General features: G+C 64.8%; 17 protein-coding genes. 9 read left to right on the top strand and 8 right to left on the bottom strand.

The window, feature by feature from the left end:
- Positions 1 to 19: 19 nt before the first annotated feature.
- Both J1C56_RS12040 and J1C56_RS12035 read right to left on the bottom strand, forming a co-directional pair.
- Positions 20 to 1,078 carry a M14 family metallopeptidase gene (locus J1C56_RS12040; protein ID WP_214389361.1) on the bottom strand — a complete coding sequence of 353 codons (1,059 nt, stop codon included), beginning with the start codon at positions 1,076 to 1,078 and terminating at the stop codon, positions 20 to 22.
- Positions 1,079 to 1,197: 119 nt separating this feature from the next.
- Complete coding sequence (locus tag J1C56_RS12035) at positions 1,198 to 2,298, bottom strand: NADH:flavin oxidoreductase/NADH oxidase (RefSeq protein WP_214389360.1); 1,101 nt, start codon at positions 2,296 to 2,298, stop codon at positions 1,198 to 1,200.
- Positions 2,299 to 2,436: 138 nt separating this feature from the next.
- On the opposite strand from J1C56_RS12035, the gene J1C56_RS12030 reads away from it, so the two are divergent.
- From J1C56_RS12030 to J1C56_RS11990, 9 genes are all read left to right on the top strand, one after another.
- Positions 2,437 to 3,741, top strand: coding sequence for an amidase (locus tag J1C56_RS12030; RefSeq protein ID WP_214389359.1), 1,305 nt, complete (start codon positions 2,437 to 2,439; stop codon positions 3,739 to 3,741).
- The gene (locus tag J1C56_RS12025; RefSeq protein ID WP_214389358.1) at positions 3,738 to 4,004 is read left to right on the top strand and encodes a DUF2087 domain-containing protein; all 267 of its coding nucleotides are present in this window, start codon (positions 3,738 to 3,740) and stop codon (positions 4,002 to 4,004) included. Before J1C56_RS12030 ends, J1C56_RS12025 begins: the two co-directional genes overlap by 4 nt.
- Before the next feature lie 77 nt (positions 4,005 to 4,081).
- Positions 4,082 to 5,140 carry a sugar phosphate isomerase/epimerase family protein gene (locus J1C56_RS12020; protein ID WP_214389357.1) on the top strand — a complete coding sequence of 353 codons (1,059 nt, stop codon included), beginning with the start codon at positions 4,082 to 4,084 and terminating at the stop codon, positions 5,138 to 5,140.
- Positions 5,141 to 5,220: 80 nt separating this feature from the next.
- Positions 5,221 to 6,393, top strand: a complete 1,173-nt coding sequence (locus J1C56_RS12015) for a Gfo/Idh/MocA family protein (protein WP_214389356.1) — start codon at positions 5,221 to 5,223, stop codon at positions 6,391 to 6,393.
- Positions 6,394 to 6,580: 187 nt separating this feature from the next.
- Positions 6,581 to 8,848, top strand: a complete 2,268-nt coding sequence (locus tag J1C56_RS12010) for a right-handed parallel beta-helix repeat-containing protein (RefSeq protein WP_214389355.1) — start codon at positions 6,581 to 6,583, stop codon at positions 8,846 to 8,848.
- A gap of 195 nt (positions 8,849 to 9,043) precedes the next feature.
- Entirely contained in the window at positions 9,044 to 10,066 is a 1,023-nt protein-coding gene (locus J1C56_RS12005; protein WP_214389354.1) for an amino acid ABC transporter substrate-binding protein, read from the top strand.
- Between the two features lie 81 nt (positions 10,067 to 10,147).
- On the top strand, positions 10,148 to 11,296 hold the full coding sequence (locus tag J1C56_RS12000) for an amino acid ABC transporter permease (protein ID WP_214389353.1): 1,149 nt from the start codon (positions 10,148 to 10,150) through the stop codon (positions 11,294 to 11,296).
- A 1-nt stretch (position 11,297) separates the two neighbouring features.
- Positions 11,298 to 12,392, top strand: a complete 1,095-nt coding sequence (locus J1C56_RS11995; protein ID WP_214389352.1) for an amino acid ABC transporter permease — start codon at positions 11,298 to 11,300, stop codon at positions 12,390 to 12,392.
- Positions 12,393 to 12,579: 187 nt separating this feature from the next.
- Positions 12,580 to 13,209, top strand: a complete 630-nt coding sequence (locus J1C56_RS11990) for a DUF4145 domain-containing protein (protein ID WP_214389351.1) — start codon at positions 12,580 to 12,582, stop codon at positions 13,207 to 13,209.
- A gap of 539 nt (positions 13,210 to 13,748) precedes the next feature.
- Here J1C56_RS11990 and J1C56_RS11985 read toward each other — a convergent pair.
- The 6 genes from J1C56_RS11985 to pbpC all read right to left on the bottom strand — a co-directional run bounded on the left by J1C56_RS11985 (position 13,749) and on the right by pbpC (position 20,307).
- Positions 13,749 to 14,798, bottom strand: coding sequence for a sulfate/molybdate ABC transporter ATP-binding protein (locus J1C56_RS11985; protein ID WP_214389350.1), 1,050 nt, complete (start codon positions 14,796 to 14,798; stop codon positions 13,749 to 13,751).
- A 13-nt stretch (positions 14,799 to 14,811) separates the two neighbouring features.
- Positions 14,812 to 15,696: a sulfate ABC transporter permease subunit CysW gene (gene cysW, locus J1C56_RS11980; protein WP_214389349.1), complete on the bottom strand. Its 885-nt coding sequence runs from the start codon at positions 15,694 to 15,696 to the stop codon at positions 14,812 to 14,814.
- On the bottom strand, positions 15,689 to 16,540 hold the full coding sequence (cysT, locus tag J1C56_RS11975) for a sulfate ABC transporter permease subunit CysT (protein ID WP_214389342.1): 852 nt from the start codon (positions 16,538 to 16,540) through the stop codon (positions 15,689 to 15,691). The genes cysW and cysT overlap by 8 nt, the downstream gene beginning before the upstream one ends.
- Before the next feature lie 22 nt (positions 16,541 to 16,562).
- Positions 16,563 to 17,591 carry a sulfate ABC transporter substrate-binding protein gene (locus tag J1C56_RS11970; RefSeq protein ID WP_214389340.1) on the bottom strand — a complete coding sequence of 343 codons (1,029 nt, stop codon included), beginning with the start codon at positions 17,589 to 17,591 and terminating at the stop codon, positions 16,563 to 16,565.
- A gap of 218 nt (positions 17,592 to 17,809) precedes the next feature.
- Positions 17,810 to 18,184: a DUF7674 family protein gene (locus tag J1C56_RS11965; RefSeq protein ID WP_246591317.1), complete on the bottom strand. Its 375-nt coding sequence runs from the start codon at positions 18,182 to 18,184 to the stop codon at positions 17,810 to 17,812.
- A 23-nt stretch (positions 18,185 to 18,207) separates the two neighbouring features.
- The gene (gene pbpC / locus J1C56_RS11960; protein ID WP_214389330.1) at positions 18,208 to 20,307 is read right to left on the bottom strand and encodes a penicillin-binding protein 1C; all 2,100 of its coding nucleotides are present in this window, start codon (positions 20,305 to 20,307) and stop codon (positions 18,208 to 18,210) included.
- Positions 20,308 to 20,410 lie beyond the last annotated feature (103 nt).

Raw genomic sequence — 20,410 nt, 5'->3', positions numbered from 1 at the left:
CGTGAGAACGTCCTGGCCGCTACGCCTCCAGCGCGCCTGACCGTGCATCGCTGCTGGGCCCCACGCCGACCAGCTTGACCAGGTCGTCGCCGGCGCGCGTGGCGCGGTGCGAGCGGCGGGTCAGGATAAAACCGTCCTGCGGCGCCAGCACCTCGACCCTGCCGCCGTCCTCGCCGGGCGCGCGCAGGATTGTCGCGATATGGGCGCCGGCCTTGACCGTGTCGCCCGGATTGACGTGATAGAGGATCGCGCCGGCGCAAGGCGCGGGCACCATCTCGATATGGTCGATCGGCGCCACCACACCGGCGAACGCCTCTTGGGTTTCTATCCAGGTGTCCTCGATCACGCCACGCGCGACCAGAAGGCGGTAGAGGCCCTGGGCGTCGGCTTCGGCAACGGTGGCGTAGACGTCGGAGACGCCGCGATACTCCACGGTCGTGATGACGCGGCTTTCGAGCCTCGCCTCCTTGCGCGGCATCCTGAGATAAGGGTGAAGCGAGGCTTCGTCGAAGGACGAACCCGACTTGCCGCCCCACAGGATGACGGCGTCGACGCCCATATTGGCGGCGCAGTCGGCCATAGCCGGCCACAGCTCCTCGGGCACGTAGAGATAGGCGACACCCTCGTCGTCGCAATGCAGGTCGAGTACGATGTCGTGGCCGAGCGACAGCTTGAGCAGGCGCGCCTTCAGCCGCCGGTCGGACGACATCGGCACCTCTTCCCCGGGCAGGAGTGCAACATCTGGCCTGTCGAGCAGCGGAAAATCGCGGTTGTAGTTGACGCGCGTACCTAGATCGAAGCGGCCCTGCGAGGCGCCGAACAGCAGCTGGTTGGCGCCGATCGGATTGGCGCGCGGAACGATTGTCAGGTTGCCGCGCACGCGTCCCTCGTTTTCGGCCTTGCGCAGCTTCGGCATCAGCGCGTCGATGGCGACGACGCCGGGCAGCTCGTCGCCATGCAGCGCGGCCTGGATGTAGGCCGCAGGGGCATCGGGCGCGGTGCCCGAGATATGGTAGACCGGGAGTTCGTAGGCGAGGCCTTCGCTGTCGCCCCGGATCGTCTCGACGGTCTTCTTCATCTGGTTTCCCTTTATGCTTCCGCGACAGACCTAGCCGCTCGGCAGGTGATTCACCAGAGTGGCAGCACCGTGTCGTGATCCAGCGCGATCAAGCAAGCGCGCCAGCCCTAAGGCGAAACTCAGCTGGCCGCGCCCCATTGCTTCATCAGCGCCGCCGAGCGGGCAAGCTGGGGTGTCGCGTGGAACTCGTGGCCGAGCCTGGCTGCGGCCCGCCACGGCCAGCGCGGATCCGCGAGCAGCGCGCGGCCGAGCGCCACCATGTCGGCCTGGCCCTCGCGGATGATGGCGTCGGCCTGCTCCGGCTGGTCGATCATGCCAACGGCGCGGACAGGAATGCCGGTCGCCTTTTTCACCGCCTCGGCCAGATGGACCTGGTAGCCCGGGCCGGTGCGCAGGCTCTGGTGTGGTGAGTTGCCGCCGCTCGAGCAGCAGATATAGACGACGCCCGCCTTGCTGTAGGCCTTGGCGACCTCGATTGCCTCTTCGAGGCTGAAGCCGCCGTCGACCCAGTCGGTCAGCGACATGCGGGCGCCGAGCATCAGGCCTGGCACTGCTTCAGCGACGCGGCGGGCGATCTCCAGGGGAAAGCGCATGCGGTTGTCCAGCGATCCGCCCCAGCGGTCGGTGCGGTGGTTAGACAGCGGCGACAGGAACTGATGCAGCAGGTAGCCATGCGCCGAATGCAGCTCGATGAAGTCGAAGCCGGCGCGTTCGGCCCGCTTCGCCGCCTGGACGAAATGGCCGATCGTCTGCTCGATCTCGTCCTCGCTCAGCGCATGCGGCACCTGCCAGCCATCGGCATAGGCAATGGCGGAGCACGACACCACCGGCCATGCGTCCTCTTCCGGCTTGAGCGGGCCCGAGCCGTCCCAGGGCCGGTGATTGGAGGCCTTGCGGCCGGCATGGGCGAGCTGCACGCCAAATTTCGCGCCCGGCGTCGCGACACGCCTTGCCGCGTCGAGCGCCCGTTTCGCCGCCGCCTCGTTGGCGTCGGAATAGAGCCCCATGCAGCCATGGCTGATTCTGCCGCGCCGCTCGACGTCGGTCATCTCGACGGTGACCATGCCGGCGCCGGACATCGCCAGGTTCATCCAGTGCTGCAGGTGCCAGTCGGTTGCCGAGCCATCATCGGCCGAGTACTGGCACATCGGGGCAACGGCGATGCGGTTGGGGAGCTCGAGCTTGCCGAGCGTGATTGGCGAAAACAGATGGGCGGTCATGAGCGGCTCCTGGGCTGGGAAAGGCGACTGTAAGATGTTTGTCGGGGCGGGCAACCGTGTTGCATCGTGCCACGGCGTGTTAACAGTCGGCGCAACGGGCGCCGCAGGTTTGTGGCGCGGCGGAATCCGGGAGCGTGCATGACGGCGGCAAGAGACAGGCTGGAGGCGATCCTTTCGCGGCTTGCGGCGCGCGCCGGCGACGAACGGGTGTTCGCAAAAATCTATGTCGACGCTGCCCGCGCCGCGGCCGATGCCGCCGATGCGCGCCGCAGGGCAGGGCTGTCGCTCGGGCCGCTCGATGGCAGCATCGTCTCGATCAAGGACCTGTTCGACGTCGCTGGCGAGCCGACGCTGGCCGGTTCGCTGATGCGCCGCGCCGCTGAGCCGGCCCAGGACGACGCGCTGGTGGTCACGCGGCTGCGCCGCGCCGGTGCCGTCATCATCGGCAAGACCCACATGACCGAATTCGCCTTTACCGCGCTCGGCCTCAATCCGCATTACGGCACGCCACCCAATGCCGTCGACCCGGCACTGATTCCCGGCGGCTCGTCGTCGGGTGCCGGCGTCTCGGCCGCCGAAGGCACCTCGGACATATCGATCGGCTCAGATACCGGCGGGTCGGTGCGCGTGCCCGCCGCGCTCAATGGCGTCGTCGGCTTCAAGCCGACGGCACGCCGCATCCCGCTCGACGGCGCGTTTCCCTTGTCGCCAACGCTCGATTCCATCGGCCCGCTGGCCAAGTCAGTGGCGCAATGTATCGCCACCGATGTCGTCATGGCCGGCAAGGAGCATGTTGCGCTTTCGCCGCTGCCGCTGTCGGGCCTGCGTATCGCCGTGCCGCGCGGCCGGCTGTTCGAGGGAATCGAAGCGGGCGTCGCGGCAAGCTTCGAGCGCGCGCTGCATCAGCTGGCGCGGGCCGGAGCGACAATCACCGAATGCCTCGTCGACAACCTGCTGGCCGATCTCCGCGCCGCAACCCGTACAGGGACGATCGCGGCGATCGAGGGCGCGGCAATCCACGCCGACTGGCTCGCCAATGGCGCGTCGACGCCGGTCGACGCCAATGTCAGCGGCGCGCTTGGCCGGGCGATGCAGGTTCCGGCGGTCAGCTACATCAGGACCATCAACCGGCGCGCTGAGCTCGTTGCCGCCATGGATGCACGGCTGTCGGCCTATGATCTCGTCGTCTTGCCGACAACGCCCGTTTCGGCCCAGCCGATCGCCGAGTTGCTGGCCGATGGCGCGCACGCCGACCGCATCGAAGGGCTGCTATTGCGCAACACCCAGGTTGCCAACCAGTTCGACCTCACCGCATTGACGCTGCCGATGCCGCGCACAGGCAGGCCGGCCGGCCTGATGCTGATGGCGCGCCATGGCCACGACCGGCGCCTGCTTGCGGCAGGTCTCGCGGTCGAGGCACTGCTGGCCGAGGAGCGTGGATGACCGCCTTGATCACCGATGACGGCATCGTCACGCGCTGGCCGGCCAAGGCGGCTGACCGCGTTGTGGTGCTCGATTTCCTCGCCGCCAGGTTCGAACGGGGCCTCGACTATGCCGAGCGTGAGGTCAACGACATCCTGAAACGCCACCACAGCTTCGGCGACTGGGCGCTGTTGCGGCGCGAACTGGTCGAAACCGGCCGGTTCCGGCGTGACGCCGTTGCCGGCCTCTACTGGCTGCCACCGGCGGTTTCGCACGCCTTCTAGCCTCTTGCGGAGCCGGCTCAAATAGTGGTCATCTGGGCCTACAACGTTGCAGGCCGGAATCGGACGAGGAGTTTGCCATGCCATCGACAATGAAAGGTCCCGCGATTTTCCTCGCCCAGTTCGCCGGCGATGCCGCGCCGTTCAATACACTGAAATCGATTACATCGTGGGCTGGGGATCTCGGGTACAAGGGCGTGCAGATCCCGACGCCGGACGCCAGGCTGTTTGATCTGCAAAAGGCGGCGACGTCGAAAACCTATTGCGACGAGGTCAGGGGCATCTGCGCCGATGCGGGCGTCGAGATCACCGAATTGTCCACCCATTTGCAGGGGCAACTCGTCGCGGTGCACCCCGCCTATGACGCCCAGTTCGATGGATTTGCGCCGGCCGCTGTCCACGGCAATCCCAAGGCGCGGCAGCAATGGGCGGTCGAGCAGATGAAGCTCGGCGCCAAGGCATCGCAGAATCTCGGCCTCATGGCTTGCGTGTCGTTCACCGGGGCGCTGGCGTTCCCCTATCTCTACCCCTGGCCGCAGCGGCCGGCCGGGCTGATCGAGGAGGCTTTCACTGAGCTTGGCAAGCGCTGGACGCCTATCCTCGATGCCTATGACGAGGCCGGCGTCGACCTCTGCTTCGAGCTGCACCCGGGCGAGGACGCCTTCGATGGCGCCACTTTCGAGATGTTCCTCGACGCTGTCGGCGGCCACAGGCGCTGCAACATCAACTACGATCCGTCACATTTCCTGCTGCAGCAGCTCGACTATCTCGCCTTCATCGACATCTACCACGAGCGCATCAAGGCGTTTCACGTCAAGGATGCCGAGTTCAATCCTGATGGACGCCAGGGCGTTTACTCCGGCTACCAGGGCTGGCTCGGCCGCGCCGGCCGCTTCCGCTCGCTCGGCGACGGCCAGGTCGACTTTTCCGGCATCTTCTCCAGGCTCGCCCAGCATGGCTACGACAGCTGGGCGGTGCTCGAATGGGAATGCTGCCTCAAGCATCCGGAGGACGGTGCCGCCGAAGGCGCGCCGTTCATCGAAAGCCACATCATCCGTGTCACCGACAAGGCCTTCGACGATTTTGCTGGCGGGACGAGCGACCGGGCGATGCTGCGGAAGATGATGGGGATCGAGTAGCCACTTCTCCCCGTTTACGGGAAGAAAGTCCCGGCAGGGGATGAGGGGCAGCACGAACATTATCAAGGGAGGACACAAGCATGGTCGGCGCATCGAAATCCGGAAATGGCAGCGGTCCGATCCGCTACGGCATGGTCGGCGGCGGGCAGGGCGCCTTCATCGGCGGCGTGCATCGCATTGCCGCCCGCATGGACGGCGACTTCCAGCTGGTCGCCGGCGCGCTGTCGTCCAACCCGGAGCGGGCGAAAGCCTCCGCCGCCGAGATCGGCCTCGATCCCGAGCGCAGCTATACCTCCTATGCCGAGATGGCCAAGGCCGAGGCTAAACGCCCCGACGGCATCGAGGCGGTGGCGATCGTTACGCCCAACAACGTCCACTTCCCCGCCGCCAAGGCCTTCCTCGAGGCCGGCATCCACGTCATCTGCGACAAACCGCTGACGGCAACGCTTGCCGAGGCGAAGAAGCTCGCCGCGCTCGTCGAGAAAACCGGCAAGGTCTTCGTGCTGACCCACAACTACACCGGCTATCCGATGATCCGGCAGGCGCGCGAGATGGTCGCCAAGGGCCAGCTCGGCGACATCAGGGTCGTCCAGGCCGAATACCCGCAGGACTGGCTGACCGAGGATCTCGCCGCCACCGGCCAGAAGCAGGCGTCGTGGCGCGCCGACCCCAAGCAGTCTGGCGTCGGCGGCGCCACCGGCGACATCGGCACGCACGCCTACAATCTCGCCCGCTTCGTTACCGGACTCGAGCTCGACAGCCTGTCGGCCGATCTCGACGCCTTCGTGCCGGGCCGGCTGCTCGACGACAACGTCAACGTCATGCTGCGCTTCAAGGGCGGGGCCAAGGGCATGATCTGGGCGAGCCAGGTGGCGCCGGGCCACGAGAACGGCCTCAAGCTGCGCGTCTATGGTTCCAAGGGCGGCATCGAATGGGTGCAGGCCGACCCGAACTACCTCTGGTACACGCCCTTCGGCCAGCCCAAACAGCTGATCACCCGTGGTGGCGTCGGCGCCGGTCCGGCCGCGGCGCGCGTCACCCGCGTGCCGTCCGGCCACCCCGAAGGCTATCTCGAAGGTTTCGCCAACATCTACCAGGAAGCCGCCCGCGCCATCCGAGCTGCACGCAAGAAGGGCGGCAAGCCGGGCAAGGACGTGATCTACCCGACCGTTCAGGACGGCGTCGAGGGCGTTGCCTTCGTCGAAGCTTGCGTGCGCTCGTCGAAAAAGAACGCGGCGTGGACGAAGCTATAAGGGCAGGCTTTGGCATTGCCTGTTCTGTGACTTTGCCAACTCAGCTGGCTGGCAATGCTCCAGAACCAACTTTGGTATCATCGTTCTAGCCGGCTAGCCGCGCTCTGCGGCTCGTGGCAACCAGCAGTCCCTTGTATCTGCTGGACATGTATTCATGCATTCGAGATGGGCTCTTTCCGCGTCCCTATTGGCGATCTGTTCCGTTTCATCGGCCCATGCGGAAGATGCCCTGGCCAAGCGATGGGGGCCATGGGTCGAAACCGGCGGGCAGCTCGGCAAGGGCCGTTCGCTCGGCGAGCTGAACCTGTTCGTGCCGCTGTTCCAGAACGGCGACACGCTTGTCTTCACCGATCTGCGCGGCAAGTTCGACAACAACGACTCCGTCGAAGGCAATTTCGGCCTCGGGATCAGGCACATGCTGCCCTCCGGCTGGAACCTGGGAGCCTACGGCTATTACGACGTCCGCCGTTCGCCCTATGGCAACACGTTCCATCAGTTGACGCTCGGCGCTGAAGCGCTGAGCGAGGTCTTCGACCTGCGCGCCAACGCCTACCTGCCGATAGGCGAGACCGAGCGGCGAATGGACCTCGGCGCGACCGCGACAGTTGGTCCCTGGAGCAGCCAGGCGATCCTTACCGGCACGTCGCTGGCGATCCATCACCAGGCGGTGCAGACGACGACGACCAGCTACAGGGTCGAAAAGGCGCTGGCGGGCGCCGACGCCGAGCTTGGCATCCGGCTGCCGGTGTTCGAACCGGATTCGGGATTCGACATGCGCGCCTTCGTCGGCGGCTACTATTTCGGCGGCTCCGGCGTGGAGGCTATCGCCGGTCCACGCGCGCGGCTCGAATTCAGCGCCGACGACTTCGCCGACCTGCCCGGCGTCAAGGTGACTGCGGGACTGACCTTCCAGCACGACGACGTCCGCGGCGACCAATGGATCACCCAGGCGCGGCTGCGCATTCCCCTGCAGGCAGCCTCATCCGCCGGGCGCGAGCCGCTGTCCTACATGGAACGGCGCATGGCCGACACGGTGGTGCGCGACGTCGATATCGTCTCGAACACCCGCAACGGAACCAGGTCGACGTACGATACGCTCACCTCATCCGAAGATGCGGTCAACGCGTGGAACGGCAAGACCATCACCTCGGTCGTGCGGATCGACGGCACGACCCAGGACCAGGCGGCCCTCCAGGCCGCGCTCGACAGCGTCGGTGCCCAAGGCATCGTGCTGTTGAATGGCAACCTTGTGGCGACGGGCGCAATCTCCCTCAACGACAAGCAATTGCTTGTCGGCGGCGGCACCGTTCTCAAGCTCAAGGGCGCGACCAGCGGCGTTGCCGTCGACTATGCTGCAGCGGGCAGCGCGGGCCGCATTTCCGGTGCGGCCAGCGACACCCTGGTCAGGATGGCCGCGGACAGCAGCATGCGCGGGATTTCAGTGGAAAACACCTCGTCGAGCGCCAATTCCTGGGCCGTCTCAGGTGCCAGCGGCGCCAGCCTGCGCGACGTGTCAGTCATTTCGGCCGCCAACGGGGTGAAGGTGGACAACACCACAAACTTCACTCTCCAAGGCGGCAACATCACCGCGGCCAAGGGCAGCGTCGTCGCCATCAAGGACAGCACCGGGGTCAGCATCAGCGGCGCCACCATCGTCCAGAACGGCGCCAGCGGCATCGGTATCGTCGCCGACAATGTCGCGGGCCGTATCGAGGGCAACACCATCACCACCAATGGCAATGGCAGCGGCTACAACGATACCCATACATCGGCACGCCCGGCCCATGGCCTGTCGATCAACAACAGCGGCGGCCTGACCATCGCCAACAACGTCATCACCACCAATGGCGAGCTGGCCAACGGCATCCACGTCACCGGCAGCGCCGGCATCGCAATTTCCGGCAACAAGGTGACCACCAACAACTACATGAGCCGCGGGATACGCCTTATCGACAGCGACGGCGCCACCATTTCCGGCAACACCGTGGCCACCAACACAACGAACGACACCTCCCTGTCGCTCTACACGGCGGCCTTCGGCATCATGACCGAAGGAAGCGACAACCTGACGGTGAGCGGCAATTCTGTGACGACGCGCGCGCGCGGCGCTGCCGGCATCCTTCTGCGCTATAGCGCCAACAGCACCATTTCCGGAAACACAGTGACGACCAACGGCGAGAACGCAACGGCCGTCGCCTTGGTGGGGTCAGCCTCCAACACTGTCAGCGGCAACACCCTGACGACCACGAACCCGAACAATTCGCATGGCGTATCCATAGGCTTCAACAGCCACAATGGGGTGGTGGAAAACAACACCGTGACTTCAGCTGGTCCGCATGGCGTTTATGTCTGGTCCTCCGGCGTGGCCGTACGCGACAATCGCCTCGTCGGGCGAGGCAACAGCGGCGTTCTGACAACGGCAGGCGACACCATCATCACTGGAAACACGCCGTAAGGGGTGCGCTTCCGGCGCCGCAACGGCCTCGCGAGCTTTATTCACACCGTTGAATAATTGTATACATATTGACCAACATTTATCTTCCAAATCGTACACAATCTATGCATACATAGCCCCGCGACTGACCGGGGCGGCGCTCATGCCGGGGGAGACATGGCATGGCGGCCCGCGGTCACATCAAGGGAGGGAAGCATGAAACGTAAATTCCTGGCGCTCTGCGCCGCAACGGCAGCACTCATGGTCGGTGCGACCGCCGCGCAGTCCGCCACCACGCTCGAAACCGTCAAGGCGCGCGGCAAGCTGATCTGCGGCGTCTCGCTCAGCACGCCCGGCTTCGCCGCGGCCGACGACAAGGGCCGCATGCAGGGCTTTGACGCCGACATCTGCCGCTCGATCGCGGCTGCCGTGTTCGGCGATCCCGACAAGGTCGACTTCGTGCTGACCAACATCAACACCCGCTTCCAGGCGCTGCAGTCGGGCGAGATCGACGTTTTGTCGCGCCAGACGACCGCGACCTTCTCGCGCGAAGCCTCGCTTGGCATCGATTTCGGCCCGACCGTGTTTTATGACGGCCAGGGCCTCCTGGTACCCAAGTCGCTCGGCGTCGCCTCCGCCAAGGAGCTGACGGATGCTGCGATCTGCACGCTGCCTGGCACCACCACCTCGCAGAACCTGACCGACTTCTTCCGCACCGTCGGCGGCAAATTCGAGCTGGTGGTCTTCGAGAGCCCCGACGAGAACCGCGCTGCCTTCTATTCCGGCCGCTGCGAGGCGATCTCGTCCGACCGTTCGGACCTCGCCTCGATCCGCGCTGTCGCCAACAATCCCGACGACTACGTGCTGCTGCCCGAGACCATCTCCAAGGAGCCGCTGGCGCCCGCCGTGCGCCAGAACGATTCCAACTGGCGCGATATCGTTTCGTGGTCGGTCTACATGCTGATGGCGGCCGAGGAGAAGGGCATCATCCAGGCCAATGTCGACGAGATGGCGAAGAGCGAGGATCCCGAGATCCAGCGCATGCTGGGCGGCGCCGACGAGCTCGGCAAGATGCTCGGCCTCGACAACAAGTGGGGCTACAACATCGTCAAGGGAGTCGGCAACTACGCCGAGGTGTTCGACCGCAATCTCGGCGAAAAGACCAAACTCGGCATGACGCGCGGACCCAACACGCAGTGGAATGCCGGGGGCCTGCTCTACGCGCCGCCGGTCCGCTAAGAAGAACCAAGGTCCGCGCCGAAACCTGGCGCGGACCTTTTTCTTGTCCCCTGATCCCGGCTATCTGACGGCGGCGCGCCCATGCTGTTTTTGAACGACGCGCGATTTCGCGCGGTCTTCTACCAATTCGTCGCCATTTCGCTGGTGCTGCTCGCCGCCTGGGCGATGTACGCGACCGCGAGCGCGAACCTTGCCAAGCAGGACATCGCCACCGGCTTCGACTTCCTGTCGCGGCAGGCCGGCATCGCCATCAGCGAAAGCTCGATCGCCTACGGGCCGACCGACACGGTTGCCCGCGCCATCCTCGTCGGGCTGATCAACACCATCAAGGTGTCGTTCCTCGCGGCCCTGTTCGGCACCATCATTGGCGTGCTGGTTGGCATCGGCCGCATGTCGACAAACCCGCTGCTCAGCCGGCTGATGCTTGCTTATGTCGAGCTGCTGCGCAACGTGCCGCTGCTGCTCTATCTGTTCCTGTGGTACTTCCTGATCATCCTGGTGTTTCCCCCCGTTCGCCAGGCTATCCAGCTGTTTCCCGGCTTCTTCCTCTCCAACAGCGGCTTGGCCATGCCAGCGCTCGAATGGCAGAGCGGTTTCGGGCTGACCTTCGCAGCCCTCGCGTTCGGCATCGCCTCGGCACTCGTCGTGCGTGGTGTCAGCCAGCGCCGGCGCATCCAAAGCGGCAAGGCCAATGCCGGCTGGATTTTTGCGCTCGTCCTGCTGGTGCTGCCCGTGCTCGCCGTCTGGGCAAGCGGCGCGATCTCGCTGAGCTGGAGCGCGCCGGAGGCCGGGCGTTTCCGCCTCACCGGCGGGCTGCAGATCCGTCCGGAGTTCGTGGCGCTGCTTGTCGGCCTGATGCTCAATTTGTCGGCCAGCGTCGCCGAGATCGTCCGCGCCGGCATCCAGGCGGTAAGCCGGGGCCAGTGGGAAGCCGCCCAGGCGCTCGGCCTGCCGCGCTCGCGCACGCTCCGGCTCGTCGTGCTGCCGCAGGCGCTCAGGGTCATCATCCCGCCTTTGACCAACACCTATCTCACCGTGTTCAAGAACAGCTCGCTGGCCATCGCCATCGGCTATCCCGACCTGGTCATGGTCTCCAACACCATCATGAACCAGACCGGCCAGGCGATGGAGACCATCGCCATCTTCATGGGCATCTATCTCGGCCTGTCGGTGGCGATCTCGCTGTTCATGAACTGGTACAATGCGCGTGTCGCGCTGAAGGCGCGCTGAGATGAGCGACACCCAGGTCCTTCCCGCAGCCATCGATCCAGTCGCCCGCCCGGCGCGGCGCTCCGAGTGGCGCGCAGCCTATTTCGGCACGCCGGGCAATGCGCTGACCACGCTCGTCTGTGGCGCTGTCATCCTGCTCATTGCCAAGCTCGCCTTCGGCTGGCTGTTCCTCGATGCCGTGTTCGACGGCGGCGCCGACGCCTGCAAGCAAAGCTCCGGCGCCTGCTGGCCGTTCCTTGCCGACAAGCTGCGCTACATGCTGTTCGGCTTCTACCCGTTCGAGGAGCAGTGGCGCCCCCTCGTTGCCCTTTGCCTGTTCCTCGGCGCCTGTTGCGTGTCGATGGTGCCGCGTGTCTGGGGCAGGGGCCTTTTGCTTGCCTGGGCGCTCGTCATCCTGCCTGTGCTCTACGTGCTGATGGCCGGCGGCATCTTCGGCCTGACGGCGGTGCCGACGTCGAAATGGGGCGGCCTGCCGCTGTCCTTCATGCTGTCCTTCGTCGGCCTCGCCTTCGCCCTGCCGCTCGGCATTGGCCTCGCGCTGGCGCGCGCCTCGCATCTGCCGGCCATCCGCGTGCTCGGTGTCGGCTTCATCGAGCTGGTGCGCGGCGTGCCGCTGATCAGCATCCTGTTCATGGCCGCCGTCATGCTGCCGCTGTTCATGCCCGACGGCGTCACCATCGACAAGCTTTTGCGCGCCCAGGTGGCGATCATCCTGTTTGCCGCCGCCTACATCGCCGAGATCGTGCGCGGCGGCCTGCAGGACGTGCCCACGGGCCAATACGAGGCCGGCCGCGCGCTTGGCCTGCATTACTGGCAGGTGATGTTCAAGATCGTTTTGCCGCAGGCGCTGAAGAAGGTCATCCCGGCACTCGTCAGCCTGTTCATTGCCTTTTTCCAGGACACCACGCTGGTGACGATCATCGGCCTGCTCGACTTCCTCGACACCGTCCGCACCGCGCTCCGCGACCCCGACTGGCAAGGCATCGCCGTGCTGGAAGGTTATGTCTTCGCGGCCGCCGTGTACTTCGTGTTCAGCGCACTGATGGGGGCATACAGCCGGTTTCTGGAGCGACATTTCAACACGTCGTATCGGTAGGGGAAGCGCTCAACAGGAAACAACCCGACATAGCTGATGCCATAGCATCGGCCGCTTTAGGCTACCCCTGTTGGCCTTGACGCATTATTCGGTGCATCACGCTTGCTACCGGCATTCGGTGTATTGCTGCCGGGAGACATGTTTGATTTGCTGCTTTGGAGATTGATGGTTTCAAAGGTATTGATGAATGGCAACAGCAGGACAAAGTCTAATCAACGTCCGCCGATGCCCTCATTGCTCCATCGCCGATCCACTATTGTCCCTGGTGTGGCACAGCGATGAAAACGGCTTGCAACGAACTGACGGTCAAAACAGAAAGGGCTGGTCAGTATTTGCCTGCCGCACGTGCGGCTCTCTCGTAACAGCCCAATCGTATGGACAGGACTGGAAGGGGGCCGCCTACGAAATCTTTCCAGATGAGAAGCATGCACACGAAGACATCCCACCGATAGCGCGTCGGTTCTTGCAACAGGCCTATGAGACATTGCACGCGCCTGATGCTGCCGCAGTAATGGCAGGAAGCGCGGTCGATTCGATGCTAAAAGCAAAGGGATACTCGGACGGATCGCTGTATCAGCGAATTGACAAAGCCTTGGCGGACAACATCCTGACCAAGGGGATGGCGGATTGGGCGCACTCTGTCCGACTTGGCTCAAATAGACCTCGCCATGCCGATGAAAATAAGCCCCATACCTCATGGGAGGAAGCTCAGCAGGCTGTCGACTTCGCAGAGGGACTTGGTACGTTTCTCTTCGTGCTAACCGCACGGATTGAACGTGGCATCAAGGCAGCCGAGCACGTGGGGAAAGCAAAATAGTGCTCAGATTGGATGAGCGTATTGTCACCGTATTTTGCCGCTAACCAAGCCGCGGTCGTGACACCCGAGGAACAAGTGGTCGCCCACGACGAGGTGCTACAGCCTGTCGGCCGATGCAATGTATGGATGCTCTGATTGGCCACAAGGTTGACCGCATGCGCCCTTACTCTGACCGGGCTTCAATATTAGATCTACCTGGCAAATGGCGGGAGGCCGTGGTCAAAATCGACCGCGATTCCTGGATGTGTTTTGAACAGGCGGTCAACAAACTGGAGCAACATCAAGCTTCGTTCGATCCTGCCGCCTCCCTGAAAGTTCGCATAGACCACATCGCAGCATGTTCGCATCTCCACGAAGAGGCACTTCTGTGCCTTGAGCGCGCGGCAAGCTTTCTTCCAACTAGATCACCCTTTCGGCGAAAGATATTGGACACCGTGGACAATTGCCGCATTACCTCTGCTCAGATACCTGGGCGCGAATGAAGATTTATGCACTTTAGGGGACGCAGCAGACGTTGCGGTGACCGCGCAACTGTGCCCTTAAGCTTGGTCCACCTTCGGAAACACTTTCCACCGCTTCGGCCTGAACGCCACGCGGCTCTTCTGCGCGGCTGGATGCCCGACGGGGAGCTCGATCTCGATGCGCTCGCGGCCGCCGCCGATCTCCAGTTCGACGCGACGGGTGCCGGCAACGCGGCGGCTCGCCGCCACCGTGCCGGCAATGCAGCCATTGCATTCGTCGAGCAGTTCGATGTCGTGCGGGCGGAAGTAGAGCGTCGCCTCGCCATTTGGCAGATCAGGCGTTGCCAGTCCGATCGGCCGATCGGCGATCCATATCTGTCCGTCCTCGATCTTGACCGGCAACGAGCTCGACTCGCCGATGAAGCCGTAGACGAAGGGCGAGTTCGGCGTGTCGTAGACCTCGTCGGCGGTGCCGATCTGCTCGATGCGGCCCTGGCTCATCACCACCACGCGGTCGGCGAGTTCGAGCGCCTCTTCCTGGTCGTGGGTGACGAAGATGGTGGTGTGGCCGGTGGCGTCGTGGATTTCACGCAGCCAGCGGCGAAGCTCGCGGCGCACCTGGGCGTCGAGCGCGCCAAAGGGTTCGTCGAGCAGCAGCACCTTGGGCTCGATCGCCATGGCGCGGGCAAGCGCCACGCGCTGGCGCTGGCCGCCGGAAAGCTGCGCCGGATAGCGCTTTTCCAGCCCCGACAGCTGCACCAGGTCGAGCAGTTCGGAGGCGCGACGGCGGATCTCTGCCCTGGTCGGGCGCTTGGCCGAAGGCCGCACCTTGAGGCCGAAGCCGATATTGTCGGCCACCGTCATGTGGCGGAACAGGGCGTAATGCTGGAACACGAAGCCGACATTGCGCTCCTGGATGGTCCGGTTGGACGCATCCTCGTCGCCGAAGAAGATCGTGCCGCGCGTCGGCCGCTCAAGCCCGGCGATGAGGCGCAGAAGCGTTGTCTTGCCCGAGCCCGAGGGGCCAAGCAGCGCGATCAGCTCGCCCGACTTGATGTCGAGCGAGACGTCGCGCAGCGCCGGAAACCGGTCGAATTCCTTGCGCACATTTGAAACGCGAACTTCCATCAGTCGACCTCTGTCAGTGTCCGCGCGTGGCGGCGATCTCGGCGCCGTAGCGGAGCTCGAGAAGGGTTTTGAGCACAAGCGTCACAAGCGCGAGGCCGGCGAGCACGGACGCCACGGCAAAGGCGCCGACGGCATTGTATTCGTTGTACAGGATCTCGACATGCAGCGGCATGGTGTTGGTCATGCCCCTGATGTGGCCCGAGACCACCGACACCGCGCCGAACTCGCCCATGGCGCGCGCGTTGCACAGCAAGACGCCATAGAGCAGGCCCCATTTGATGTTGGGCAAGGTGACATGCCAGATAGTCTGCCAGCCATTGGCGCCGAGCGAAAGGGCTGCCTCCTCGTCGCCGGTGCCCTGTTCCTGCATCAGCGGGATCAGCTCGCGGGCAACGAAGGGGAAGGTGACGAAGACAGTCGCCAGCACGATGCCCGGCACGGCGAACAGGATGACGATGCCGTGCAGCTTGAGCCAGGGCCCAAGCAGGCTCGATGCGCCGAACAACAGCACATAGACCAGGCCCGAGATGACCGGCGAGACCGAGAACGGCAGGTCGATCAGCGTGATCAGGAAGGCCTTGCCCTTGAACTCGAACTTGGCGATGGCCCAGGCGGCGGCGACGCCGAACACCAGGTTGAGCGGCACCGAGATGACGGCGACCAGAAGCGTCAGCTTGATCGCGGCAATCGTGTCGTGTTCGTTGATGGCTTCGACAAACGCGCCGATGCCGCGTGAAAACGCCTGCTCGAACACCACCACCAGCGGCAACAGCAGGAAGATGGCGAGGAAGCCGAAGGCGACAAGCATCAAAGCCGCGCGCGCCCAGGGCCGTTCGGTCACCGCAAGCGAGGCGTGCTCGTGATGGACGTCGGCGGGATAAAGCTCTGGATCAGCCATAGCGTTTGCGGGTCCATGACTGGATGAGGTTGATGACGAGCAGCATCGCAAACGACAGCGCCAGCATGATCGTGGCGATCGCGGTCGCCGCGGCGTAATCGTACTCCTCGAGCCGGATGACGATCAGCAGCGGCGCGATTTCCGAGATGTAGGGCAGGTTGCCGGCGATGAAGATGACCGAGCCGTATTCGCCGACGCCGCGCGCGAAGGCGAGCGCGAAGCCGGTCACCACGGCGGGCGCCAGTCCCGGAAACAGCACGAGGAAGATCGTCTGGAAGCGGTTGGCGCCAAGCGTGGCGGCGGCTTCCTCGACCTCCTTGTCGATCTCCTCGATGATCGGCTGCACCGTGCGCACGACGAAGGGCAGGCCGATGAAGACGAGTGCTATGACGATGCCGAGCGGGGTGTAGGCGACCTTGATGCCGAGCGGCGCCAACAGCGCGCCCATCCAGCCCTTCGGCGAGTACAGCGTCGTCAGCGCGATGCCCGCGACCGCCGTCGGCAGCGCAAAGGGCAAATCGACCATCGCGTCGATGACGCGGCGGCCGGGAAAGCGGTAGCGCACCAGTACCCAGGCGACGATGGTGCCGAACACGACGTTGATGGCGGCGGCGATGAAGGCCGTGCCGAAGCTGATTTCCAGCGCCTTGACGGTGCGGCGGTCGGTGGCGATGGCCCAGAAATCGGTCCAGCCAAGCGATGCCGAACGCCAGACGAGCCCTGAGAGCGGGATGAGGATGATGAGCGTGAGGTAGGCAAGCGAGAAGCCGAGCGTCAATCCGAATCCCGGAATGACGCTCGGCTGTCTGAACCGCCACCCCGCCTTGGCGGGTGCTGTGGTCATATCGTCCTGGTCTTACCTTGGCTTACTGGGCCGGCTTGTAGATCTGGTCGAATATACCACCATCTCCGAAGTGATAGGGTTGTGCTTTCTTCCATCCGCCGAAAATCGGATCGTCGATGGAAACCAGTTTCAGTTCGTGCTGCTTCTGCAGGTCGCTGGCAGGCACCAGCTCGGGCTTGGACGGCCTGTAGTGATGCTTGGCGGCAAGGGTCTGGCCTTCCGCCGAATAGAGGTAGTTGAGGTAGGCCTCGGCGACCTTGCGGGTGCCCTTGGCGTCGACATTGGCGTCGACCACGGCGACCGGCGGCTCGGCCAGGATCGACTGCGGCGGGAAGACGATGTCGAATTTTTCGGCGCCGAACTCGTCGAGCGCGAGATACGCTTCGTTTTCCCAGGCGAGCAGGACGTCGCCCTGTTCACGCTCGGCGAAGGTCACCGTCGAGCCGCGGGCGCCGGTGTCGAGGATCGGCACATGGGCGTAGAGGTTGCCGACGAATTCCTTGATCTTGGCTTCGTCGCCTGCGAATTGGCCGTTGGCCCAGGCCCAGGCCGCGAGGTAGTTCCAGCGCGCGCCGCCCGAGGTCTTCGGGTTCGGCGTGATCACCTGGACGCCGTCCTTGATCAGGTCGCCCCAGTCGTTGATGCCCTTGGGATTGCCCTTGCGCACCAAAAAGATGATCGTCGAGGTGTAGGGCGAGGCATTGTTGGGCAGCTTCGAGCGCCAGTCGGGATTGATTTTCTTCGACTTCTCGACGATCGCGTTGATGTCGCTCTCGAGCGCCAGCGTCACCACGTCGGCGTCGAGGCCGTCGATCACCGCACGCGCCTGCTTGCCCGAGCCGCCATGCGACTGCTGGATCGTCACCGTCTCGCCGCTCTCCGCCTTCCAGTGCTTGGCGAAGGCCTCGTTGTAGTCCTTGTAGAGCTCGCGCGTCGGGTCATAGGAGACGTTGAGGAGCGTGGTGTCGGCATGGGCGAAGCCCAGGCCACCGAGTTGAACCGCGCCGGCCAGCAGCGCCGAGAGCAGGATGGTTCTGCGTGAAGTCGTCATTTCCGCCTCCGTTCGAATATGGTTCTACTCTATCGAACTGGTAGAAATTAGATGCGGCGAATGTTCCGAATTTCACGCCGCATGGGCAAATTTCGTGCGAACTGCCGGGCCGCCGGAAATTTTTTTGCTCGCTTAAAAAGTCCTGCACCGCCTGAGCGATCGAAACGTTCGACACGAACGATGACAGCTAGGGGAGATGGAAGGGGAGGCAAGGGGGCTCAGGCCTTGGCGATTTGCCCCGACCAGAATCTCTCGACGTCTGTCCATTGCAGTGCGCTGAGAGGACCCAACCACTGCTTCACCTGATCAGGCGATGTGATTTTGTGAAGGTTCGGGTTGTGCAGGTCCTCCAGCAGCCCAATCGTCGCAGCTTCCCGCACCAGTTCGTCACCATCGGCGAGCCAACGCTCGACGACTGCGAAGATTTGCTGAAGTTCACTGGTCTGGCCGCCCTCGATCTTGCCGACCACGTGTCGAGCGAGGTCTCCCAAGGCCAGGTAAAGCGGCAGTTCGATCTGGTCGCGCCATTTGTCCACAAACGCCTCCCAGACGGGCTGGAATGTCGGGTCTACCTCCAGAAGCACGTCGAACATGTTCAGTCGCGATATCAAATCATCTACTCCACGAACACCCGCACGCTTGCCGCGCGTCCCGCCGCGTCGATGACGGTCAGTGTCGAGAAGCCGGTGCCGTCGGGCTGCCAGGTTGCCTCGCGGCGGCGGGCAAGGGCCGCGAGCGGCTTGCCGTTGGCGAGCCAGCGGAATGGGGCGCGGCCGCCCTGCAGCTTGAGCACCAGCGGCGAGGCGTCGGCTGAGGATGCACCGAGTTCGACACGGGCGCCGTCAGGCGGGAAGACGATCTGCGGCGCCGGTTCGGTGATGGCGGCTGCGACCGTCGGCAGTTCGCTTGCGGTCGAAAAGCGTCCCAGTGTCACCGGCAGGTCGGCGCGGGCGGTGCGCAGCGTTCCCGCCGGCGGGCGGGGCAGCGGCATTGACGGCAGGCCGGAGCGGGCAAAGCCCTCGAACAGGATGGGTGCCGCCGAGACGTAACCCGACAAGCCGGGCACCGCGCCAGCGTCGGGCCGGCCGGCCCAGACGCCGAGCACGTAGCGGCCGTCATAGCCGATCGACCAGGCGTCGCGGTAGCCGTAGGAGGTGCCGGTCTTGTAGGCGATGGCGCGTTTGGCCGCGCCCTCGGGCGGCTTGACGCCGGACAGGATGTCGGCGATCTGCCAGGCGGCCTGTTCCTCCAGGATGGTGCCGTTGGCGAGCGGGGCAGGCGTGCTTGGCTCCGATCCGTCGCGTAAAATCTTGGCGCGGCCGCCATTGGCAAGCCCGGTGTAGAGCTGGACGAGGTCGCGCAGGGTCACGCCGACGCCGCCCAGGCCGATGGCGAGGCCGGGCACTTCATTCGCAGGCAGTTGCGGGGTGACGCCGCCCTGGCGGAAGCGCGCCGTCAGCCGCTGCGGTCCGACCGCGTCGAGCAGGCGGATCGCGGGCACGTTGAGCGACAGCTGCAGCGCCTGGCGCACCGACACGTCGCCTTGGTAGCTCATGTCGAAATTCTTGGGCCGGTAGCCGCCGAAATCGGTCGGCCGGTCCTCGATCATCGTCTCCTGCGCCACCAGCCCCTGTTCGAAGGCGAGGCCGTAGATGAACGGTTTCAGCGTCGAGCCGGGCGAGCGTATCGTCCTTGTCATGTCGATCCAGCCCGAGCGCGAGGCGTCGAGGTAGCTGGCCGATCCGACTTCGCCGAGGATTTCGCCGGTCATCGCATCAGCCAGCACCATGGCGACCGAAATTTTCGGGCCGAGCCGGGTGGCGGCCTCGCGCGCCACCGCCTCAAGCCCCTCTTGCACGCTCTTGCGCAAGGTGAGCTGGTGCGTGACGGTGCCGGGCTGATTGCGCAGCGCGTTGTCGGATGCGTGCGGCGCAAGTGTCGGGAGCGCCAGTCGCATGGCGGCCACATCCTCAAGTGCGGCGCGCGCGGCCTCCGTTTCGCTCAGCAGGCCTGATGTCACCATGCGGCCGAGCACGCGGTCGCGCGCGGCCTGCGCGTTGGCAAGGTTGCGGTCGGGCCGGCGCCGCTCCGGCAGCTGCGGCAGGGCGACCAGAAGGGCTGCTTCCGACACCGTCAGCCGCTTCGGCTCCTTGCCGAAATAGGCAAGGGCTGCCGCGCGCACGCCTTCGAGATTGCCGCCATAAGGCGCGAGCGTCAGGTAGCGCTCGAGGATTTCTTCCTTTGACAGCCGCCGCTCGATCTGGATGGCGCGGGCCAGCTGCCGAAGCTTGGACGTCAAGCTGCGCTCAGTGCGCGGCTCGATCAGGCGCGCCAGCTGCATCGACAGCGTCGAGCCGCCCGAGACGATGCGGCCATTGGTGACGAATTGCTGGGCGGCACGCCCCAGCGCCAGCACATCGACGCCCTCATGGTCCCAGAAGCGCTTGTCCTCATAGGCGACCAGCATCTTCACCAGCTGCGGGTCGACCTGATCGAGGCTGACTCCAAGCCGCCAATGGCCCGACGGCGTCGCGTAGGCGCGCAGCAACTGCCCATCGCGGTCGAGCACCTCGGCGGAGACGGTCAGCTTTTCGGGCAGGGGTGGCGGAAAGGCGCGGTCGAGCGCGAACAGGCCGCCAAAGGCGAGGGCGGCCAGGCCGGTAGTCACCGCACCGGCCTGCAGCAATCTACGCAGTGTCTTTCCAGTCGGGCGCATCCGCTGCCTCTCATCCCCTGCCGGACCTTCTCCCCGTCAGGACGGGGAGAAGGAGGCCGGCCGCAACACCGACGCCCCCCTCTCCCCGTTCACGGGGAGAGGG

Source organism: Aminobacter anthyllidis, assembly GCF_018555685.1.
Taxonomy (GTDB): Bacteria; Pseudomonadota; Alphaproteobacteria; order Rhizobiales; family Rhizobiaceae; genus Aminobacter; species Aminobacter anthyllidis.
The sequence above is the reverse complement of the archived record's forward strand: the minus strand, read 5'-3'. Positions and strand labels throughout refer to the sequence as shown.

Excerpts from the sequence above, each read along its gene's own strand:
- cysW (WP_214389349.1), bottom strand. The coding sequence starts at position 15,696 with ATGGCTGATCCAGAGCTTTATCCCGCCGACGTCCATCACGAGCACGCC.
- J1C56_RS11990 (WP_214389351.1), top strand. The coding sequence starts at position 12,580 with ATGGCAACAGCAGGACAAAGTCTAATCAACGTCCGCCGATGCCCTCAT.
- J1C56_RS12025 (WP_214389358.1), top strand. The coding sequence starts at position 3,738 with ATGACCGCCTTGATCACCGATGACGGCATCGTCACGCGCTGGCCGGCC.
- J1C56_RS11970 (WP_214389340.1), bottom strand. The coding sequence starts at position 17,591 with ATGACGACTTCACGCAGAACCATCCTGCTCTCGGCGCTGCTGGCCGGC.
- J1C56_RS12020 (WP_214389357.1), top strand. The coding sequence starts at position 4,082 with ATGCCATCGACAATGAAAGGTCCCGCGATTTTCCTCGCCCAGTTCGCC.
- J1C56_RS12040 (WP_214389361.1), bottom strand. The coding sequence starts at position 1,078 with ATGAAGAAGACCGTCGAGACGATCCGGGGCGACAGCGAAGGCCTCGCC.
- cysT (WP_214389342.1), bottom strand. The coding sequence starts at position 16,540 with ATGACCACAGCACCCGCCAAGGCGGGGTGGCGGTTCAGACAGCCGAGC.
- J1C56_RS12000 (WP_214389353.1), top strand. The coding sequence starts at position 10,148 with ATGCTGTTTTTGAACGACGCGCGATTTCGCGCGGTCTTCTACCAATTC.
- J1C56_RS12015 (WP_214389356.1), top strand. The coding sequence starts at position 5,221 with ATGGTCGGCGCATCGAAATCCGGAAATGGCAGCGGTCCGATCCGCTAC.
- J1C56_RS11985 (WP_214389350.1), bottom strand. The coding sequence starts at position 14,798 with ATGGAAGTTCGCGTTTCAAATGTGCGCAAGGAATTCGACCGGTTTCCG.
- J1C56_RS12005 (WP_214389354.1), top strand. The coding sequence starts at position 9,044 with ATGAAACGTAAATTCCTGGCGCTCTGCGCCGCAACGGCAGCACTCATG.
- J1C56_RS11995 (WP_214389352.1), top strand. The coding sequence starts at position 11,298 with ATGAGCGACACCCAGGTCCTTCCCGCAGCCATCGATCCAGTCGCCCGC.
- J1C56_RS11965 (WP_246591317.1), bottom strand. The coding sequence starts at position 18,184 with ATGTTCGACGTGCTTCTGGAGGTAGACCCGACATTCCAGCCCGTCTGG.
- J1C56_RS12035 (WP_214389360.1), bottom strand. The coding sequence starts at position 2,298 with ATGACCGCCCATCTGTTTTCGCCAATCACGCTCGGCAAGCTCGAGCTC.
- pbpC (WP_214389330.1), bottom strand. The coding sequence starts at position 20,307 with ATGCGCCCGACTGGAAAGACACTGCGTAGATTGCTGCAGGCCGGTGCG.
- J1C56_RS12030 (WP_214389359.1), top strand. The coding sequence starts at position 2,437 with ATGACGGCGGCAAGAGACAGGCTGGAGGCGATCCTTTCGCGGCTTGCG.